Consider the following 17,483-nt stretch of genomic DNA (forward strand, 5'->3'; position numbering starts at 1 on the left):
CTAGATTTGCATTGTGTATAACAATCCAATTGATCTTGAATTGAATAGGCTTAAATATGGTCCTACAATAAACATTGATACTAATGCATTAATAACAAAACCTATTGCAAATATACCGCCCGGATTTGCACCTAAAATCGCTCCGGAAAATCCGAATGCTGCAAAGAATATTCCAATAATTGAAGTTACAACAAATGAAATGACCAAGGTAATGATTATCAATCCAACATAGGTTATAATGCATTCAAACCATCCAATTTCATCAATCACTTCTTTTAGTTCACCTAATGCAAATGCTTTTGAAAATGCTCCTTCATTAAATGCCATGTGACATATTCCCATTTGCATCATTAGCTCTGCAATCACAAAAACTATAAATGTAATCAAACATCCAACAATCATTAATACTGCTGATGCAATATCTCCTATTGCACTTGCAATAATTGCGAATATTACAAATATTATAAACGGAACAAGTAAATAAGCTATTTGAACTGCTACTACCTTTACACCATCGATGAACATAGCTATTATATCATCAAATTCTGGCAAAGGATCCCTTCCATTGATAACACCATGAACGGCTGTGTTAATCACCCTATAATTATATCCTGTAATTAAGAAAAGTGGAATAAACAGAAAACTGAATATACATATTACTCCCAATATCACTAGTTTTGTCCAGTCTTTAGCTGAATATTCTAGTGCATCTTTATAAATATCTAATATCATTTTTTCAACTCCTAAAAGTAATCATCATCGAAAATGAAAATATCTTCCATGACGAAATATTGTTCTCGATCTCCTTTGAATAACATTTTATTAAAAACCTGGGTTATTTCGTATGCCAAAAATAAAGATGGATTGTACCTACCATTTTCCAGCGCATTAATGGTTTGTCGGGTTACGCCAACTTTATCCCCAAGCTCTTTTTGGCTCATTTTGAGCTCCTGTCTTAAATATTTAATCATGGTTCTCATAGTATTCCCACAATATTAATCCATTTTGCAAAAAGTATTTAAGTACTCCAAGTAATTATGTTAAAATCTAATTACTTATGTTAATGTTATATGACATAGTATATATACTTTACTATTTTAAATTAATCTAAAATAATTTATTTAAAATCAATTTAACTAATAACTATAAATTTAATTACTTATAACAAAATGAAAAATATATATTTTTTAAAATAGGTAATCATAAATTCTTTTTTTATAATTTAAATTAAATATATTCACTTTTTTATAATAAAATTAAAAACGAAACATTTATATATTAGGTAAATCATCTTTAACATATGTAACATTTGATTAACACATTTGATGTTACAGAGTGTGTTCCAGACAGAAAAAAATCATGCTAAACAAACTCAAATATGCAACCCTTTTTTCCTCTATAATCTGTCTGGAACTGAAAAATATTTTCAAGACTATTTTTAAAAAAAAAAACAATGCCCTCTAAATCAAAAAATAAGTTTTTTAATAGGACATGTCCAAATTCCACATTACCCATAACATCAAAAGTCAGTTTTGTTTTATACGAACAGTTTGTTTAGGTTTTAATATAATAATGGCTGATGTAAAATAATCATTACAATTAAATAGCATGATAAAGATAAACTAATTATTATTTGGTAGTGGAGAGAGTATTTTGAGTGTAGAAACATTTGTGAGAAAAAACATATATTGCTTTAAGATTATTTTGGCAATTACAATGTTTCTATCATTGGTATATTTTTCACTATATCTGCAGGAATTTCTTGTTTACTCACCATTTACTCCATTTGGGATATTGATATGCCAAATTATAAGTTCTTCAATTGTTGCGCTTGTCATTGCATATTATATCGGCAAATCTAAAAATTTTCATATTGCACTTTCATGCATTCTGTTTGTTATTTTATTAGTGGGGGTTTTTTTAGCTGAAAACGTTATGGCAAGTACATTTACTTATAATCTTGATGGTGTGGAATACTGTTTGATATTTTTTTCAGTATTTATTAGCCTGTTTTTTAGCTATAATCTGTATCAGGTCATGGCTAATAAATGTGATTCCAGATTGAAGGTAAATTTCTGGAGTTTTTTGGTCTTTTGTGAATTGTCTTTTTTGTCAATGTTTGTATGTGAAGTGATATTTTACGTACTTACTCCCCTATCATCATTAATCGATGCATTTATAATCTTCAATGCGTTTTATCTGGCATTTAAGTTCAGTGTAGATATAACCTCTAGGGATTTAAAGATAATTGAATCAAAAAGGGTTGCTGAATTGAATAAAAAAGAAGAAGACATTGATATGCAAAAAGTAAAATTATGTTTCATGTTATCCTTTTTTGCATTGTTTATAATATCTGCTATTTTTGATAAATATTATAATGTTTTGCAACTGGATTCAATGAGTTTTGCTGGAATAATTTTATTTGGATCTATAATAATCACTGCTTATTATTATAAAAAATCATTATTTTTGTCAATTCTTGGAATTGGAATCGATGCGGGATTATGGGCATTATTTGCAGGATTATTTTCACTGGTTGGATACTTTAATATGGATCCCAAATTTTTATTCCCAATTTGGTTTTTTGAAGGTTTGACTTTAATTCTAATGCGTTTCGTCTTGAGATACAGGAGATTATCTGGAATAGGCTTTTAATAGTTCTTATTTTAACAGTATTATTGATAAGTTAGAAATGTTAAATTATTGATTTTATTTAGTAAAATTGTTTTTAATTCGTTAAATTGTTTTTATTTCAAACAAAAACTATATTTAAGTTTCAAATTAACATATAATCCATAGTATGGAAACCTATATCTAATAGTATTTAAAATGTTTTATCAAAAAATAGTTAAATATATTATCAAAAAATAGTTAAATATATTATCAAAAAATAGTTAAATATATTATCAAAAAATAGTTAAACGGTATGATTCTATGGAGTATATGGTCCGATATTTGGATGATGAATTGGAGCAGTGGATGAATGTTATTGGTGCAGTGCTTATTGTTGGTCCCAAATGGTGTGGTAAGACAACTACTGCTGAACAATATGCAAAAAGTGTTTTAAAACTTCAGGATATTGACAGGCAAGAGGAATATCAGATGTGGTTAGATATTAAACCATCCAAATTATTGGAAGGTGAAAAACCTAGACTTATTGATGAATGGCAGATGGCACCAATATTGTGGGATGGTGTTAGAAATAGTGTTGATGAACTTCAAGGGGAAGGATTATATATATTGACAGGTTCTACAGTAGTTGATGAGTCTAAAATTATGCATTCTGGGACTGGCAGAATTCATAGGCTATTAATGAGGCCTATGAGTCTATATGAAAGTGGAGAATCAAACGGTAAGATTTCTATTGAGGAATTGTTTGATAATCCGAATATGGATATTGATGGAATTGAATCCAATTTAACAATGGATGATTTAATTTTTGCAGCATGCCGTGGAGGATGGCCAGATTCCATAAATAAAAAAAGCGATAAAGATAAATTATTAATAGCTTATAATTATCTGGATAATATAGCTGAAAGTGATATTTCTAATGTAGATGGTGTTAAACGTGACCCTGATAGGGTAAAAGTAATTTTAAAAGCTATTGCAAGAAATAATTCTACTTTAGCTAAGGACACTACAATAATGGCAGATATTTCAGCTAACTTTGGTGACATTAGCAAGCCCACTTATTATTCATATGTTGACTCATTGAAACGATTATTTGTCATTGAAGATTTAAGGGGCTGGGCTCCAAACATTAGATCAAAATCATCAATGAGGTCAGGCAATAAAAAAGTATTCATTGATCCATCCATTTCTGTAGCCTCTTTAGATATGAGTCCTGAAGCATTCAATACAATTGATGGTTTAAAAACATTTGGATTTATTTTTGAAAACTTATGTATTCGTGATTTGAGTGTATACACTTCTAAATTGGGTGGTTCAATATCTTATTATCATGACAATTCCGACACGGAAGTTGACTGTGTTGTGCATCTAAACGATGGAAGATATGCATTAATCGAATGTAAGTTGGGAAAAACTAAAATAGAGGAAGGGGCCCGAAATTTACTGAAAGTGAATAAATTGATTGAAGTTAATGATCAGGTTAGAAATCCTAGTTTTTTAGCAGTTTTAACTGGGGGAGAAATAGCTTATACAAGAAAAGATGGAGTTAAAGTTATTCCAATAGGTTGTTTAAGATAGTTTCAATGCTTGAAATCTATAAGCATGACAACAATATCACATGTTTTATACGAATTGTTCGTATTTTTTTCTAATTTTAACTTAATTCTATTTGCGCAATGATGTAAGTTAAACACACTCTTTAAAATTCAATGCTTTCCATGACATTTGGAATTAATGTTTTAGAGTTTGGAACCAATTTTTCAAATTCCTCAGGGTTCTGTGCAATTGAAGGAAATGTATTGTAGTGCATTGGAATAACAAATTTGGGTTTAATCCAGCTAGCTGCAATTGATGCTTCTTTGATGTCCATTGTAAAAATGTTTCCAATAGGTAATATTGCAATATCCGGTTTGTAAATTTCTCCAATTACAAATTTCATATCAGAGAAAAGTCCAGTATCTCCAGCATGAAAAACTTTCAAATTGTTGTCGAAAGTCAATAAAAAGCTTCCAGGATTCCCTGCATATTTTGTATCAATTTCAAAGTCAAATGTTGAGCTGTGTCTGGCTTCAAGCATTCTGATTTCAACATCCTCAAATTTAACGGATGCACCATAGTTAATTCCAATGGCATTTACTCCTTTTCTTTGAAGATATATGGAAATTTCATAATTTGTTATAACAATCAAATTTGTATTGTTTCTTGATATTTCAATGACATCTCCGAAGTGGTCTGCATGGCCGTGGGTGATGCAGATAATGTCAGGATGCAAATCGCTAATTTTTAGAGGGCATACAGGATTTGCCTGAATGAATGGGTCGATTAAAATATTTAATCCTCTATTTGAGGTTAATTCAAATGCCGAATGACCTAACCATTTAAGTTTCATATTTTACAGACCCCATCAGCACAACTGTCTGCGTCCTTATCATCATCAACTTCATTTTCTGCAACAATTTGTGACAGGACACTTTTAAAGTCATCATATGATAATGCGCCTGGAATTGAGTATTTATTGTCAAATAAATAAAATGGAACACCGTGTATTCCTCCGGATAATGCAATATCCTCGTCTTCTTCAACCTGACTGTTGTATAAATTACTGTTCAGCACGTCATTTATTTGATTTTCATCCAAACCTGCATCTAAAGCGATTTTAAGTAGCACTTCCTTATCTGCCAGCTTAAGGTTTTCAACAAAATAAGCATCAAATAGTAATCTGGCCAGTTTTTCCACATTTTCAGGATATTTGTCCTGTGCCAGTTTCATCAGTCTGTGGGCATCACGGGTGTTAGTGTAAAGTGTTGATTCATATTTAAAATCAATGCCCTCATCACGGCCAAGCCCTGAAATTTGTGCAACCTGCTTTCTAGCATCTTCAATTGATAGGTCATATTTGATGGCAAACCTTTCAACAGTAGTGGATTTGACATCCTTTGGTGCGTTTTGATCAAGCTCAAAAGCACGGATATCAAATTCAACATCCAAATTTAAATCATTGATTGCTCTTTTTAATCTGCTATTGCCAATGTAACAGTATGGACAGGCAAAGTCGCTCCAGTATGTAATTTTCATAATATTCCTCAAAGAAATATTTAAAAGATTTAATTAATAAATAAGTAAGTAACTGTATAATTACTTGGTAGATAATATGATTAGCAATGATATTTGCCCGATTGGAAATACTTTAGATTTGTTTAACAGGAAATGGATTTTTTGTATCATGTCAAATATATTCAGGGGAATGACACATTTCAACGAGTTTAAGGATGCAAATCCCACAATCAGTAATCATGTGTTGGCACAGACTCTGAAGTATATGGAAGAACAGGAACTAATCACCAAGACAGTTGTTGATGAGCACCATAATAAGACAGAATATGCTTTAACTCCTAAAGGCCTTAGGGCTAATAGGATACTATATGAAATCACTGAGTATTATTTTGATGAATTGAATTATTCCAATTCTGATGATGTGGAAATTGAAGAACTTTTGGGTGAATACCGCAAAATTTACAATATCCGGTAAGTTTATAATTACTTATTTCTTTTTATACTATTTTTTACTAATTACTTTTTATGAAATCCATATTTGATAAATGTAAATTCGGTGACTTAATACTTAACAGCAGAATCATCAGAACAGGTTTATGGGAATCCCAACAAGATGATTTAAACGCAATTTATGATAGATATGAAAAAATAGCCTCAAGCGGGGTTGGTCTAATTACTTCTGAGCTGTATTCAATATATCCTAATGATAAGTTTAGTGAACATTCCTTTAAAATGAGCAATCGGAATTTCATGACTGTGGCAAGAAAATTGGCTGAAATTTGCCATAGTTATGGGGTTGCAATTTTAGGGCAAGTTGAATTCATCAAATTCAACCGTGGAATTGACTTGGATATTTCAGTCAATGATTTAACTGTTGAAGATATTCGTAAAATACAGGCGGATATTATTTCTGCAGCTCAACAGTTGCAATTTGCAGGATTTGACGGGATTCAATTGTCAATAGGTAATAATTTTTACCTATCTAAATTCATCAATCCATATTATAATCAAAGGGAAGATAATTATGGTGGAAATTTATTTAATAGGTCACGTTTGGTTTTGGAATTGGTTAAAGTAATGAAAGATAACTTGGATTTACATATTTCCTGCAAAATCAACACGTTTGATGAGAGGAAAAATGGATTTAATTCAACTGAAAGTTTTAAAGCTTGTAAATTACTTGAAAAAGTTGGAGTTGACAGTCTTCAGTTAACACGACCTCTTTCACCTTTGTATTTCACCAACAAAGTATCTGGAGAAGATGAACTAATAGATTATACTTCTAAACTAATAGATTCTGTTGACATTCCTGTCATTGTTGGTGGGGGATTTAATGATATGATTCATATGAATGAATTGCTGAACAGTACTAATATTGAATTCATGTCAATGTACAGGCCTTTTGTTGCGAAGGAAGATTTTTTAAATAATTGGAAAATCAATGGTGAAGGTAAATCCAAATGTTTGAAATGCAATAATTGTTATAGGACAAAGACCAGCACATGTTACCATTATTAGGGTAATTTAAGGAAGCAAAAGTTGAGATTAATTATTGAATCAGTTAATTTTAGGTAATTTGTGAATTACTTTCTCCTTTTTATATTCCTTTTATCTAATATGTAACTATGAAAAGTATATTTGACAACACTAAATTCGGCAGTCTTGAGGTTTCCAGTCGTATAATAAGAAATGGGTTGTGGGAATCCCAAAACGATTCCAGTAAAAATCTGTCTCAGGATGTATTTGACAGATATGAAAAATTATCAAAAAATAATGTTGGCGTAATAGTCTCCGAGTTGATTTCATTATATAGTCATGACAGATTCAGTGATTTTACTGATTATATTAATGCTCCTTCATTCATACGGGACTTTAAAGAGGTTACCAGCATAGCCCATGAAAATAATACTCCAATTCTTGCCCAAATAGGCTTTATCAACTGTAATGTAAATGGGAAACAGATGATGGAAGTCAATGATTTGACTTTGGAGGATATAAGGACAATTCAGGCGGATTATATTGTTGCAGCAAAAAAGATAATGTTTGCAGGATTTGATGGAATAGAATTATGCATAGGCAATAATTTTTATTTATCACGTGTCATGAATCCTTTTGAAAATACACGCAGTGACAATTATGGTGGAAATACTTACAATCGTGTGAGAATGGTTTTGGAGATAATTAAATTGATTAAAAAAACAACAGGATTGCATGTTCACTGTAAGGTTAATTTGTATCAGGATGAAGAGGATTCTCTGGAAATTTGCAAAATTCTTGCTGAAAACGGTGCAGATAGCTTACAGATTACTAAATTCTTATCTCCACAATACTTTAGAAAAGGTCAATCAAATCAAGACATGTTAGTGAGCTTTGCGGATAAAGTTGCAAAGAATGTTTCCATCCCCGTTGTTTTAGGTGGGGGAAGGTCAGATATGGATAAAATCATCGAATTGTTAAATAATACTGATATTGACTTTATTTCAATGCAAAGACCCTTTGTAAAAGATCCTACTTTTTTAACTCAATGGAAAATTGATGGATATGGCAAATCTGAATGTAAAACTTGTAACAACTGCTATTGGAAAAAACAGAGTGTTTGTTTGATAGAATATAGTGATTAATCATCATTTTTTTTAAAGATATCTGCAATTAAAATAGTTTCATGAAATTTGGTCTAATGAGAGTATTATCGCATCTAAAAATTATTATGTTGCAAAATGAGAGTGTCGAAACTTTTTTATAAGTTTCATACGAATTGTTCGTAGTTTTTTCAAAATAATTTGTCTAATTAATTAAATTTTGTTGGTAATGTACGGTGTATGCTATGTTTCCAATTATAATTGATTTATGGATTACTTTTGTTTTATTAATCTTTTATAATTTCGTTTCCTTTTTTTTAGTAATGATTATATGTGCTGAAATAAATATATTTTATGGAAATTCAATTAATAAATGTGATGTGCTTGCTTGAAGAATTAATTAAAAATATTAGTAAGGATTGGTCTACTTTAGATAAAAATGAATTGAAATCTTATATGATTTCAGGATCTATTTTTTTTAGAACTAATTGGACTTGTTATATCCTTAGTGTTATTCTTAATCGTAGATTTACCCACCTCATTTGTAATTAATATTATCATCGGTTTTACAATACTTACATTATTATCAGCAATTATCGTTTATAATCGTGATTATCTTGATGGAAAATATGGATTATTTTATGAAGAATATAAAGGCCTATCTTATCAGGGAGTAGTTTTATTTTTCATTCCTGCAAGTATTGCATTTGCTTTTATTATTTATCCAATTGCTTCACATCAAGGAGGAATCTATTCTGCCATTGGATTTTGTTTAGCAGCATTATACCCTGCATTTTTCATGTTTTTAAGAATTAACGTTTATAAAAATGAGAACAGTCACAAATTAGTAACTGAAGATAAAAATGGAAATAGAATCATAGAATATGTTATCGGATATCATCCTGCTATTTATTATATTTTTGGAAGTCTTATAAGTTGCCATCTCATTGGATTTTCATTAATGAAAGTTATATCAGGTATTGCAGAAAGTAACTTAGACATATGTTACTTAATCTACTTTATTTCCTCATTACTAATTGTTTCATTTATATTATCTCCAGACATAGCAAATAAAATTCTACCATTCGAATTAAAAGAAAAGAATGGTTTAACAAAATTTTTAATAATTGGAATAATACTTATGGCAATAATGGGTTCATTATTTGTAAATTGGTAAACTAAAATTTCAGATTAATTATTGATTGTGTATATGATATTCCCATAATATTGTTTCCAATAGTATTCTCTTATTTTTAAAAATTTCTTTTATCAAATTGCTCTACTTTTGTAAAATTGCTTTAACTTTATAATTTTGTATTTATTTAAAACAAAAAGCTTATAAAATTTGTAATTAAATATAATATTGAATTATATTTTTTAAAATAAAAAAATAAATATTTTAAAATGATTGATTATTCAATTGAAATAATTAATTCCTGTGGTGAATTCTTTGTGCCTGATACTAAACATTTTGGTGTTAAGAATATTCAAAGAATTGGAGATTTTGACTTAATCTTTGAAACATTCTTACACAATCCACAATGAGTATTATCAAACAAGATTTCAATAACATAAAGATTAAATGTAATGAAAAATACATTATATTACAATATATAATGAAAAATTAATTATATAATTAAAACTACATTATATTACAATACATAATGCAAATTACATTACATGAGGGTTAAACATGGATGAAATTGCAAGCATTACAGATACAAATTTAACTGAAACACAATTCTACAACAGGGCAGATGAAATTAATATACTGTCAAGTCTATTAGGAACCACGGAATTCAATTCATCCCCCACAATACTATTGACTGGAATTAGGGGAGTAGGAAAGACAGCACTCATCAAAAAAATTAAACATAAATTTGATAAGGAATATCTGGTAGTAGATATTGATCTGTCAAGAAGTAATGCATACCAACAAAAAAAGCTAAGTCGAGGCAGCATAATCAAAATAATCTATGATGCAATAATAAAAGCTTCGAAAGAATTCGGCTTAAGAACACTTGACAAGAAAATAGAAAAATACTTTAAAACAAATAAATTCAAGATAGATAAGATTTTATCTTATGAACACATTCCAGTACCAGTATTTGAAAGTGAGGAGAATTATGCAAGATTAGCTGATTTTGTAATGGAATTGCCCCAAAAAATTTACGAAGACAATAGTGACAAATTAAAAGGAGTATTCATTTTCATTGATGAAATCCAATTGATTAAAGATTTAGACAATGTAGACAAATTTTTATGGTATATGCGTAGTTTCATTCAAAACCAAAAAAATGTTGCATACCTATTTTGTGGAAGTATGAGTTTGAAAGACAGTTTAATCAATGATTTAAATGGAAAGGAAGGTGCATTTGGAGGAAGAATGCTAACAATTGAAATCCATCCATTTTCAAAACAAACAACAAGGGAATACATCGAATCAATTCCAAGAAACATATTGCTGGATGATGGGGGATTTGAAAGATTTTACAAATGCACTCGAGGAATACCTTATTACATCAACATATTTGCAAAAATTCTTCCAGAAAACATAACCTTAACAGAAAATAACATTATTGAGTTATTTAAGGATTCGATTGATTATCTTGCAGTACATTTTATATTCATGTGGTCTAAATTAACATTTCAAGAACAAAAAATAATCATTTCTTTACTTGGAAACCCTAAAAGGAGAATTGAAATAGCAAACACTTTAGAGGTTACTAGCGGATCACTTAATAGGCCATTGAATCGCCTGCTTGATTTTGACTTAATTGAATATGTAAATGACAAATACCAAATTACTGACCCAATACTCACCTACTGGCTTCAAAATAGTCATGAAAAGAATGGAATATATCCATTTAGAAGTATTTAATTAGCATTAGTTTTGGATTTGCTTTCAAAAGTTTTTTAATTATTACAAAATAAAGTATCCTAGAGTTCAGAGGTGTTAAAAGATAAGCATGCGAACTATATCATACGTTTTATACGAAATGTTCGTATTTCTCTCAAATAATCTAATTTAAATATTGTTAAATTTTGATAAAGTTTAGCAATAGGGTGTTTAAAAAATCATTATTTATTCATGCTTTTAATTTTCCGTATGAATAGTATTGCGATAATAATTCCAGTACCCCAAGTAAGAGCTTTTCTTACAATACTTTCAAATGATAAATCAATATTATTTAAGTTAATAACGGAATGTCCTGTTATCATGAAACATATTAATAAAAATATTGCACCTACTGAAAAAAGAAGTAGTAAACATCCACTTATTCTCCTAACTTCAAAAAATAAGACTTTATTAAGTTTGTCCGGTGCAACAGCAAGTATTTGGAAAATCAAAGTTACTAAAATCAAACAAATTGATAGTTTTGGATTATTCAATTTAAATGCATTGATATAACCAAAAAGCCCTATAGCCACACTCAACAATCCATACCATGCAGGAGTATAACCTAAAATAATATCTTGGCCTTCAATGCAACTTTCATCATTAAAAACATCATCTCTGAAATATAATGCAAATGATGGAATAATGAAAGCAAAGGAAATGACAACCCCTAGAAAGACTTCATTCATTATATATGAAATTGTTATTGCTGTAAGTATTATTCCTGGAGCGAATGAAGCCAAGAACTTAGAAAAAAATTCATATGTATTTCCAAATCTGATGTCTGAGTCAAGTTTATATTTTTTCTCTAGATTTTCATAAGTTAACATGCAGTACCACCAAGGAGCAAACAAAACAACATATAATGCCCATAATGCTATTGTAAACCAACCACTGGGTGTAGTAGCCATTACTATAGCGAACAATAGAAGTGGAACAGTAAAAATCAGTATGTGGTATATTCTTTCCATGATTGTTAAACTTTTAATATCAATTGGGAATAGTATTTTTAATAATCTTGAATTAACCATGAACTCACAAGTAAAATATTTTTGATATAAATTTATTAGATTTTTATATTATTTAAATCAAAAGTAAATTTTTGCACGCCATATTATTGTGAAAAATCATTGTTTTCATGTTTAACCATGATTATTTCACATTTCGCCTTAAGGTATAGAAGATTATCGGGGATGGTTTTTTACTAGTAATCAATGTAAAAATAATTTAATTACTATATGTATTATCAACTATTCATTAAAAAAATAATAAAAGAAAATTATTTTTTCATTTTTCTTTCAATAGCTTTAACTCTGGATAATGGTACTTCAGCAGATTTAGCAACTACTTCAGCTCTCATTCCATGTCTTAAAAGATTTCTAATAATTCTAATTTGTTCTTGATTTACTTTATTTTCTGCATATTCATGTATTAAACTCATTCTATCACCCAACAAATCGCGTAATATGTTTTTTGTTTTTTCATCATCAACGAATTTGTCTACAATCAGCCATTCAATTCCATAAACTAATGCTTTAATTGATGGAGTTAATCCTTTTAAGTCGATTAATGTATTTACCACATATTCGACATAATCTTCAACACCATCATTTTTTTCAATGATGGGAACTAAAGCAAATAAGATTAGTTCTTTTCCAGATATTTCGGTATTGTCTTTAAGTTTGTCATTAATAGTATTAATAATTTCTTCACTGTCATAATCAGTTAAACTAATCACGTCATAAATGAAGTCATTGTCTTTGTTCACGGTATATATGATTTTTTTAGATTCTTCTGCAGTGGTAAAAACACATAGGTTAACTTCTTTTGGGATTGAATCGAATTTGTAGTCGGATATTGCCACATATATGTGGAATCTTTGGTGATGTTTTTTTCCGACTTTTGTTGATTGAAGTTCGATTATCAATATTTCATCATCCAATTCCAGTATTATATCTGGCACAAATGTCGTTGGATCTAGTTGGCGCAATTCTGTTGTCATTATCTTGACTTTTTTGGATTTTTTACCTAAGATATCTAAGAATATTCGTGCATCTTCCTCACTAACCTCTTTAAATATCATGTCTTCCTGAAATTCTGACATCTAAAAACCTCTTAAATTAGTTTAATATAGTAATATATTTCTAATATTATTTAAATTTATCATTAAAATAATTTATATTATTTAATTTAAAAAATATTATGTAATAACATCAATTTTGTAAATCTAAATCAATTTTATGAAGTGAAGTAAATATTACGTGATGAGAACAATTTTTTAAAAAAAGAAACATTAGAATCATAAGATTTTTCTATTGTTATAATGAAATTTATTAAGAGGCATTAGTGTAGTAAATCAATAAGGTTGCGAACTATATCATACGTTTTATACGAATTGTTCGTATTTATTCAAGTAATTCTGCTTAAATTATTGTTAAATTTTCAATGTTAATGTTAAAAAAATAATCTATGATTCCAATTAGTTAATATTGATAAAATCAGGCGCTTTTTTAGATTTGATTCAATTAGGCCACATTAACATTATGTAACATTTTAGATTTTGGTTTTTAATGTTATCTTCAATTTATGAAGGACTGGTAAATTCCAATCTATTTTTATTGGCATGTTCTTTTGCTGTTATTCTGTTATTAATATTTCCTTTTGAATGGACGTTGACTAGATTGACTAGTTTTTGTTTGGAAAATAATTACTTGAAAGCATCTTTAAAACTTGTTGATTATCGCATATTCCTTGGTAAAAACCCAGAAATCTTATCTGCTAAGGTGCTATTTTATGTTTATTAAATCAATTTGAAGAATCATTGATTTATCTGAATGAATCTGAGGAATTAGGAAATACTAATCCATTTCTTTATAATTCTTTAGGTTGTTCATGGATTAACCTGGAAGAGTACGAAAAAGCATATCATTACTTTAAATTGGCTGTTGATGGCAACCCCAATCATATCGAATATTTAATAAACATTTCGTACACATTAATTGATTTAAATAATTATGATGGGGCGTTATACTACTTTATAAAAGCATCTGAGATAAATGAACATGACTGGAGATTAAAAAAATTAAAATCCCTAATAGAAAAGAACAAAGCAAATAAAAATTAGTCAAATCAATGTCTACAACATGTTTTCACATGTTGGAACAAGTAGACATTGAATTAAAGTCTATCTATTCAAATAGTTTAGAATTTAATTGTATCCAATGTGGATTTTAAACTCTACTGAATATTATGAAATATATTTTATATAAAGTTTACTGTTTTTAATTTATAAACTGCAGAAAGTGTCGATTATAATCCAACAAACCCAAACATAACCCGTTAAGGCTATTGCTAAACAATAATTATAATATTTGATGTTTTCTGCAGTTTAAAGGAGAAATCAATTAAGTCATCGGATTAGTTATATGTAACCCATATGATGTAGAATGCCAAACACCACATGATTATGGTGTATATGAGCACTCCAATCCAAAATTTCCTTTGGATACTCATAAGGATTCCTCCATTCAAATAGATAGATTTGCCAAGAGGAGAGTTCAATAGAACAGTTGTTCTAAATTCTCTCATCGGAAATATTATTTTGTTCCTAATAATATCACCTCCTTTTGGATTAAGAGTTTGATTACTTATAATATTAGATAAAATAGTATAAATAATTTCTATTTGGCTTATACTCAAGTAAAAATTGCTTTTGAAGTGTAAAAATGTTTTATATTTGATATATAGGTGAAAAAACTACAGCAATAAAATTTCATTTGTAAATTATGGATTGTCTGAAAATATCGGACAGTTGAAAATGCCTTTAATAGATGGTAAAATAAAAAATGGTTTTGCAACAAATAAAAAATACCCTAATGAATCATTTTAAAAATTTTTTATGTTTTTTATGTTTTCTGTTGTACTAGAATTTGAGTTGTGAAAATCGATAAGTATCGCAACTTTTTATAAGTTTTATACGAACAGTTTCAATTGGAGAATTGTTTTTGGAACGGTCAACAACCAAATCAACATTGTCTAGATGAATCTTAGCATTTAGATTTTAAAATATATTATACATCATTAACAAAAGTTAATAATAGCTAATCATGAGGGATGATAAAATGAAGTTGGATAATTATCGGTATGAGACAGATGACGGCGATATCATTAATTATTATGAAGCGAATAATGACAATCCATTGCTGCTAATAATACATGCCCAATCCGCAAATGCAGAGAACTATTCGAATGTAGTGAAAAAGTTGTCTAAGAAGTTTCATTTGATTTTAGTGGATTGTTATGGACATGGAAAAAGCTCCCATAACAAGGAAAAATACAATATAGTCAGTTTAGGCGATGATTTGATTGATTTTATCAAATCCAAGACTGATGATAAAATATCCATATTGGGTCATTCTTCCGGAGGCCTTATATCCTGCTATATAGCTTCAGTTTCCGATGTTTGCGATAATCTGATATTGGAAGACCCACCACTGTTTTCAAGCTGCGGTGAGAAGAGATTCAATTATTATAACTTTAATGATTTGTCAACGGTCTGCCATAACTTCATCAATCAGGATGAAGAGACTGATTTTGTATATTACTACTTCATGAACCAATATGCCTGGAACTTTTTCCCTGAAAACAAAAGGGAAAAGATCAGGGCAAAATCCGGAGAATCTGCATTAAAATATCGAAAAAAACATCCGGAAAAACCCCTGAAAGTTCCGTTCTGGCCTAAAAAATTTATGGAAGCTTTTCAAGGATTGAATGAATATGATCCTTACTTCGGAGAAAATTTCTACAATGACTCCTTTAACTGCAACATCGATTACAGGAATCTGCTTTCGAATATAAAATGCAAAACATTGTTCATGAAAGCCAATACTGTAATAGGTGATGAAAACATTATTATGGGCGCCCTAACAGATGAGGACCTGGAACTGGTAGTCAGTTTAATTGAAAATATTGATGTTGAATATTTCAACTGCGGACACGGCATTCATTTGGAAAAGAAAAGGGACTTTGTAAAAAGTGTTGTTAAAACTTTGGAGGAATAGGCTAAAGAGTATCGCTACTCTTTTTTAAGATTTCATCGCCATAATATTCAATAGCCTCATCGAGTGACCTTACAACCTTTCCCTTGATAGAACGCAGATTGTTTTCGGCAATCTGTTCTGTATGAAAAACTTTTTAAAAAAAAAATGTTCTGAATTTCAAATCGGCTGCGTTAATGTTAAATCCCAAACTATCTAAAATCAGTAAAACAGACCCCCAACCGATAATTCTTCACTAATTAAAAGAAAGGAACAATTGAATAAACAGTAATCAGCACAACCACAGTCAATATTACAATAGCTCCAAGAGGAACCTTCTTCCATGCAAGACCTGCAGCCACAACAGCACCAATCAAACCGATATACCATAGCTGATTGTCAACAGTCAAAACCCCCGGACAGATTAATGCCGCAAGAGCAGTATATGGGATTAAATTCAGAAATTTTTCTGCTTTAGGCGGAAACTCAAGTCTGTCAATGAATAATGCAGGTATCAAACGTGGAATGAATGTTACAATTGCACATCCCAAAATCACCAAGCTGATATAATCCATTAGGCATCACCTGAAAGAAAATATTCATCATCAACAATATACATTCCAATTCCTGCCCCAATTAAAGTTGAAACAATCAGAGACCAGTTTCCTAAAAATTGACTTAATACAATGTTTAAAACAGCTGTAATCAAAACCAAAAGTGCAATCTGTTTTGATTTTTTAACGGCAGGAACCAAAATAGCTACAAAGAGCGCATATAGAGAAATGTTAAAGCTGTTTGTAACAATTACCGGAAGCAAATCCAGCAGAACAACACCTATTGCCGCCCCCAAACACCAGCTTAGCCATGCAGTAATCGCAATTCCAAGATATATCCAAATCGATGAGTCTTCAGAAAGTGAAAACATTGCAAATGACTCATCTACAGTAACGTGTGCTGCAAGAATATTCAAACCCAGATTGGACTCTTCAACCTGATTTAAAACACATGTAGACATTACAAAATATCTTAAGTTTACAACAAAGTTTGTCAATATGATTGCTATTGCCGTTGCACCAGTCAGCGCCATTGATGCTGCGATAATCTGACCTGCTCCTGCATAAACCAGAAATGACATAGATATTGTCTGAAGAGGAGTAAATCCCGCCTTCATAGCTATTGCAGCATAGCCAATACCCATCGGAACATATCCGAATGTGATTGGAATACCCTTTTTAGCACCATCAATAAACTTGGATTTTCTAGAAATAGTAATGTCTCCTTAAA

The 17,483-nt window shown here is 29.8% G+C and carries 19 protein-coding genes; 10 read left to right on the forward strand and 9 right to left on the reverse strand.

What is annotated here, in order from left to right; genetic code table 11:
- Positions 1–732 carry a DUF4013 domain-containing protein gene (locus QZU75_RS02085; protein ID WP_296881299.1) on the reverse strand — a complete coding sequence of 244 codons (732 nt, stop codon included), beginning with the start codon at positions 730–732 and terminating at the stop codon, positions 1–3.
- A gap of 11 nt (positions 733–743) precedes the next feature.
- Positions 744–980: a helix-turn-helix transcriptional regulator gene (locus tag QZU75_RS02090; RefSeq protein WP_296881300.1), complete on the reverse strand. Its 237-nt coding sequence runs from the start codon at positions 978–980 to the stop codon at positions 744–746.
- A 673-nt stretch (positions 981–1,653) separates the two neighbouring features.
- On the opposite strand from QZU75_RS02090, the gene QZU75_RS02095 reads away from it, so the two are divergent.
- Positions 1,654–2,655, forward strand: a complete 1,002-nt coding sequence (locus QZU75_RS02095; protein ID WP_296812804.1) for a hypothetical protein — start codon at positions 1,654–1,656, stop codon at positions 2,653–2,655.
- Positions 2,656–2,934: 279 nt separating this feature from the next.
- Positions 2,935–4,209: an ATP-binding protein gene (locus tag QZU75_RS02100; protein WP_296812803.1), complete on the forward strand. Its 1,275-nt coding sequence runs from the start codon at positions 2,935–2,937 to the stop codon at positions 4,207–4,209.
- A 121-nt stretch (positions 4,210–4,330) separates the two neighbouring features.
- On the opposite strand, the gene QZU75_RS02105 is transcribed toward QZU75_RS02100, so the two are convergent.
- A complete protein-coding gene (locus QZU75_RS02105; protein WP_149732397.1) occupies positions 4,331–5,020 on the reverse strand; it encodes a metal-dependent hydrolase in 690 nt (229 codons plus the stop codon).
- Complete coding sequence (locus QZU75_RS02110; RefSeq protein ID WP_296881301.1) at positions 5,017–5,706, reverse strand: DsbA family protein; 690 nt, start codon at positions 5,704–5,706, stop codon at positions 5,017–5,019. Before QZU75_RS02110 ends, QZU75_RS02105 begins: the two co-directional genes overlap by 4 nt.
- 76 nt (positions 5,707–5,782) lie before the next feature.
- On the opposite strand from QZU75_RS02110, the gene QZU75_RS02115 reads away from it, so the two are divergent.
- From QZU75_RS02115 to QZU75_RS02140, 6 genes are all read left to right on the forward strand, one after another.
- The gene (locus QZU75_RS02115) at positions 5,783–6,160 is read left to right on the forward strand and encodes a helix-turn-helix domain-containing protein (protein ID WP_149732399.1); all 378 of its coding nucleotides are present in this window, start codon (positions 5,783–5,785) and stop codon (positions 6,158–6,160) included.
- 50 nt (positions 6,161–6,210) lie between these two features.
- Positions 6,211–7,203 (forward strand): tRNA-dihydrouridine synthase, encoded by a 993-nt coding sequence (locus QZU75_RS02120; RefSeq protein WP_149732400.1) that lies wholly within the window; start codon positions 6,211–6,213, stop codon positions 7,201–7,203.
- 107 nt (positions 7,204–7,310) lie between these two features.
- Entirely contained in the window at positions 7,311–8,306 is a 996-nt protein-coding gene (locus QZU75_RS02125) for a tRNA-dihydrouridine synthase (RefSeq protein ID WP_296881302.1), read from the forward strand.
- A 466-nt stretch (positions 8,307–8,772) separates the two neighbouring features.
- Positions 8,773–9,441, forward strand: a complete 669-nt coding sequence (locus tag QZU75_RS02130) for a hypothetical protein (protein ID WP_296881303.1) — start codon at positions 8,773–8,775, stop codon at positions 9,439–9,441.
- A gap of 227 nt (positions 9,442–9,668) precedes the next feature.
- Positions 9,669–9,809 (forward strand): hypothetical protein, encoded by a 141-nt coding sequence (locus QZU75_RS02135; RefSeq protein WP_223166056.1) that lies wholly within the window; start codon positions 9,669–9,671, stop codon positions 9,807–9,809.
- Positions 9,810–9,957: 148 nt separating this feature from the next.
- Positions 9,958–11,145, forward strand: a complete 1,188-nt coding sequence (locus tag QZU75_RS02140; protein ID WP_296881304.1) for an ATP-binding protein — start codon at positions 9,958–9,960, stop codon at positions 11,143–11,145.
- A gap of 200 nt (positions 11,146–11,345) precedes the next feature.
- Here QZU75_RS02140 and QZU75_RS02145 read toward each other — a convergent pair whose 3' ends face one another.
- Positions 11,346–12,194, reverse strand: a complete 849-nt coding sequence (locus tag QZU75_RS02145) for a hypothetical protein (protein ID WP_296881305.1) — start codon at positions 12,192–12,194, stop codon at positions 11,346–11,348.
- Positions 12,195–12,442: 248 nt separating this feature from the next.
- Complete coding sequence (locus QZU75_RS02150) at positions 12,443–13,267, reverse strand: hypothetical protein (RefSeq protein WP_296881306.1); 825 nt, start codon at positions 13,265–13,267, stop codon at positions 12,443–12,445.
- 717 nt (positions 13,268–13,984) lie between these two features.
- Between QZU75_RS02150 and QZU75_RS02155 the strand changes: the two genes are divergently transcribed.
- Positions 13,985–14,287: a tetratricopeptide repeat protein gene (locus tag QZU75_RS02155; protein ID WP_296881307.1), complete on the forward strand. Its 303-nt coding sequence runs from the start codon at positions 13,985–13,987 to the stop codon at positions 14,285–14,287.
- A 293-nt stretch (positions 14,288–14,580) separates the two neighbouring features.
- Here QZU75_RS02155 and QZU75_RS02160 read toward each other — a convergent pair whose 3' ends face one another.
- A complete protein-coding gene (locus QZU75_RS02160) occupies positions 14,581–14,751 on the reverse strand; it encodes a hypothetical protein (RefSeq protein ID WP_296881308.1) in 171 nt (56 codons plus the stop codon).
- Between the two features lie 533 nt (positions 14,752–15,284).
- Between QZU75_RS02160 and QZU75_RS02165 the strand changes: the two genes are divergently transcribed.
- Complete coding sequence (locus tag QZU75_RS02165; RefSeq protein ID WP_296881309.1) at positions 15,285–16,223, forward strand: alpha/beta hydrolase; 939 nt, start codon at positions 15,285–15,287, stop codon at positions 16,221–16,223.
- 236 nt (positions 16,224–16,459) lie between these two features.
- On the opposite strand, the gene QZU75_RS02170 is transcribed toward QZU75_RS02165, so the two are convergent.
- Both QZU75_RS02170 and QZU75_RS02175 read right to left on the reverse strand, forming a co-directional pair.
- On the reverse strand, positions 16,460–16,774 hold the full coding sequence (locus QZU75_RS02170) for an AzlD domain-containing protein (RefSeq protein ID WP_296881310.1): 315 nt from the start codon (positions 16,772–16,774) through the stop codon (positions 16,460–16,462).
- Positions 16,774–17,472, reverse strand: coding sequence for an AzlC family ABC transporter permease (locus QZU75_RS02175; protein WP_363139632.1), 699 nt, complete (start codon positions 17,470–17,472; stop codon positions 16,774–16,776). The genes QZU75_RS02170 and QZU75_RS02175 overlap by 1 nt, the downstream gene beginning before the upstream one ends.
- Positions 17,473–17,483: the final 11 nt, after the last annotated feature.

Origin of the sequence: uncultured Methanobrevibacter sp. (genome assembly GCF_902764455.1) — an archaeon.
Classification (GTDB): domain Archaea; phylum Methanobacteriota; class Methanobacteria; order Methanobacteriales; family Methanobacteriaceae; genus Methanocatella.

What these genes read in the sequence shown, in the direction of transcription:
- QZU75_RS02140 (WP_296881304.1), top strand. Translation starts at nt 9,958, where the DNA reads ATGGATGAAATTGCAAGCATTACAGATACAAATTTAACTGAAACACAA.
- QZU75_RS02125 (WP_296881302.1), top strand. Translation starts at nt 7,311, where the DNA reads ATGAAAAGTATATTTGACAACACTAAATTCGGCAGTCTTGAGGTTTCC.
- QZU75_RS02165 (WP_296881309.1), top strand. Translation starts at nt 15,285, where the DNA reads ATGAAGTTGGATAATTATCGGTATGAGACAGATGACGGCGATATCATT.
- QZU75_RS02150 (WP_296881306.1), bottom strand. Translation starts at nt 13,267, where the DNA reads ATGTCAGAATTTCAGGAAGACATGATATTTAAAGAGGTTAGTGAGGAA.
- QZU75_RS02105 (WP_149732397.1), bottom strand. Translation starts at nt 5,020, where the DNA reads ATGAAACTTAAATGGTTAGGTCATTCGGCATTTGAATTAACCTCAAAT.
- QZU75_RS02085 (WP_296881299.1), bottom strand. Translation starts at nt 732, where the DNA reads ATGATATTAGATATTTATAAAGATGCACTAGAATATTCAGCTAAAGAC.
- QZU75_RS02145 (WP_296881305.1), bottom strand. Translation starts at nt 12,194, where the DNA reads ATGGTTAATTCAAGATTATTAAAAATACTATTCCCAATTGATATTAAA.
- QZU75_RS02170 (WP_296881310.1), bottom strand. Translation starts at nt 16,774, where the DNA reads ATGGATTATATCAGCTTGGTGATTTTGGGATGTGCAATTGTAACATTC.
- QZU75_RS02100 (WP_296812803.1), top strand. Translation starts at nt 2,935, where the DNA reads ATGGAGTATATGGTCCGATATTTGGATGATGAATTGGAGCAGTGGATG.
- QZU75_RS02135 (WP_223166056.1), top strand. Translation starts at nt 9,669, where the DNA reads ATGATTGATTATTCAATTGAAATAATTAATTCCTGTGGTGAATTCTTT.
- QZU75_RS02120 (WP_149732400.1), top strand. Translation starts at nt 6,211, where the DNA reads ATGAAATCCATATTTGATAAATGTAAATTCGGTGACTTAATACTTAAC.
- QZU75_RS02090 (WP_296881300.1), bottom strand. Translation starts at nt 980, where the DNA reads ATGAGAACCATGATTAAATATTTAAGACAGGAGCTCAAAATGAGCCAA.
- QZU75_RS02160 (WP_296881308.1), bottom strand. Translation starts at nt 14,751, where the DNA reads ATGAGAGAATTTAGAACAACTGTTCTATTGAACTCTCCTCTTGGCAAA.
- QZU75_RS02110 (WP_296881301.1), bottom strand. Translation starts at nt 5,706, where the DNA reads ATGAAAATTACATACTGGAGCGACTTTGCCTGTCCATACTGTTACATT.
- QZU75_RS02115 (WP_149732399.1), top strand. Translation starts at nt 5,783, where the DNA reads ATGATTAGCAATGATATTTGCCCGATTGGAAATACTTTAGATTTGTTT.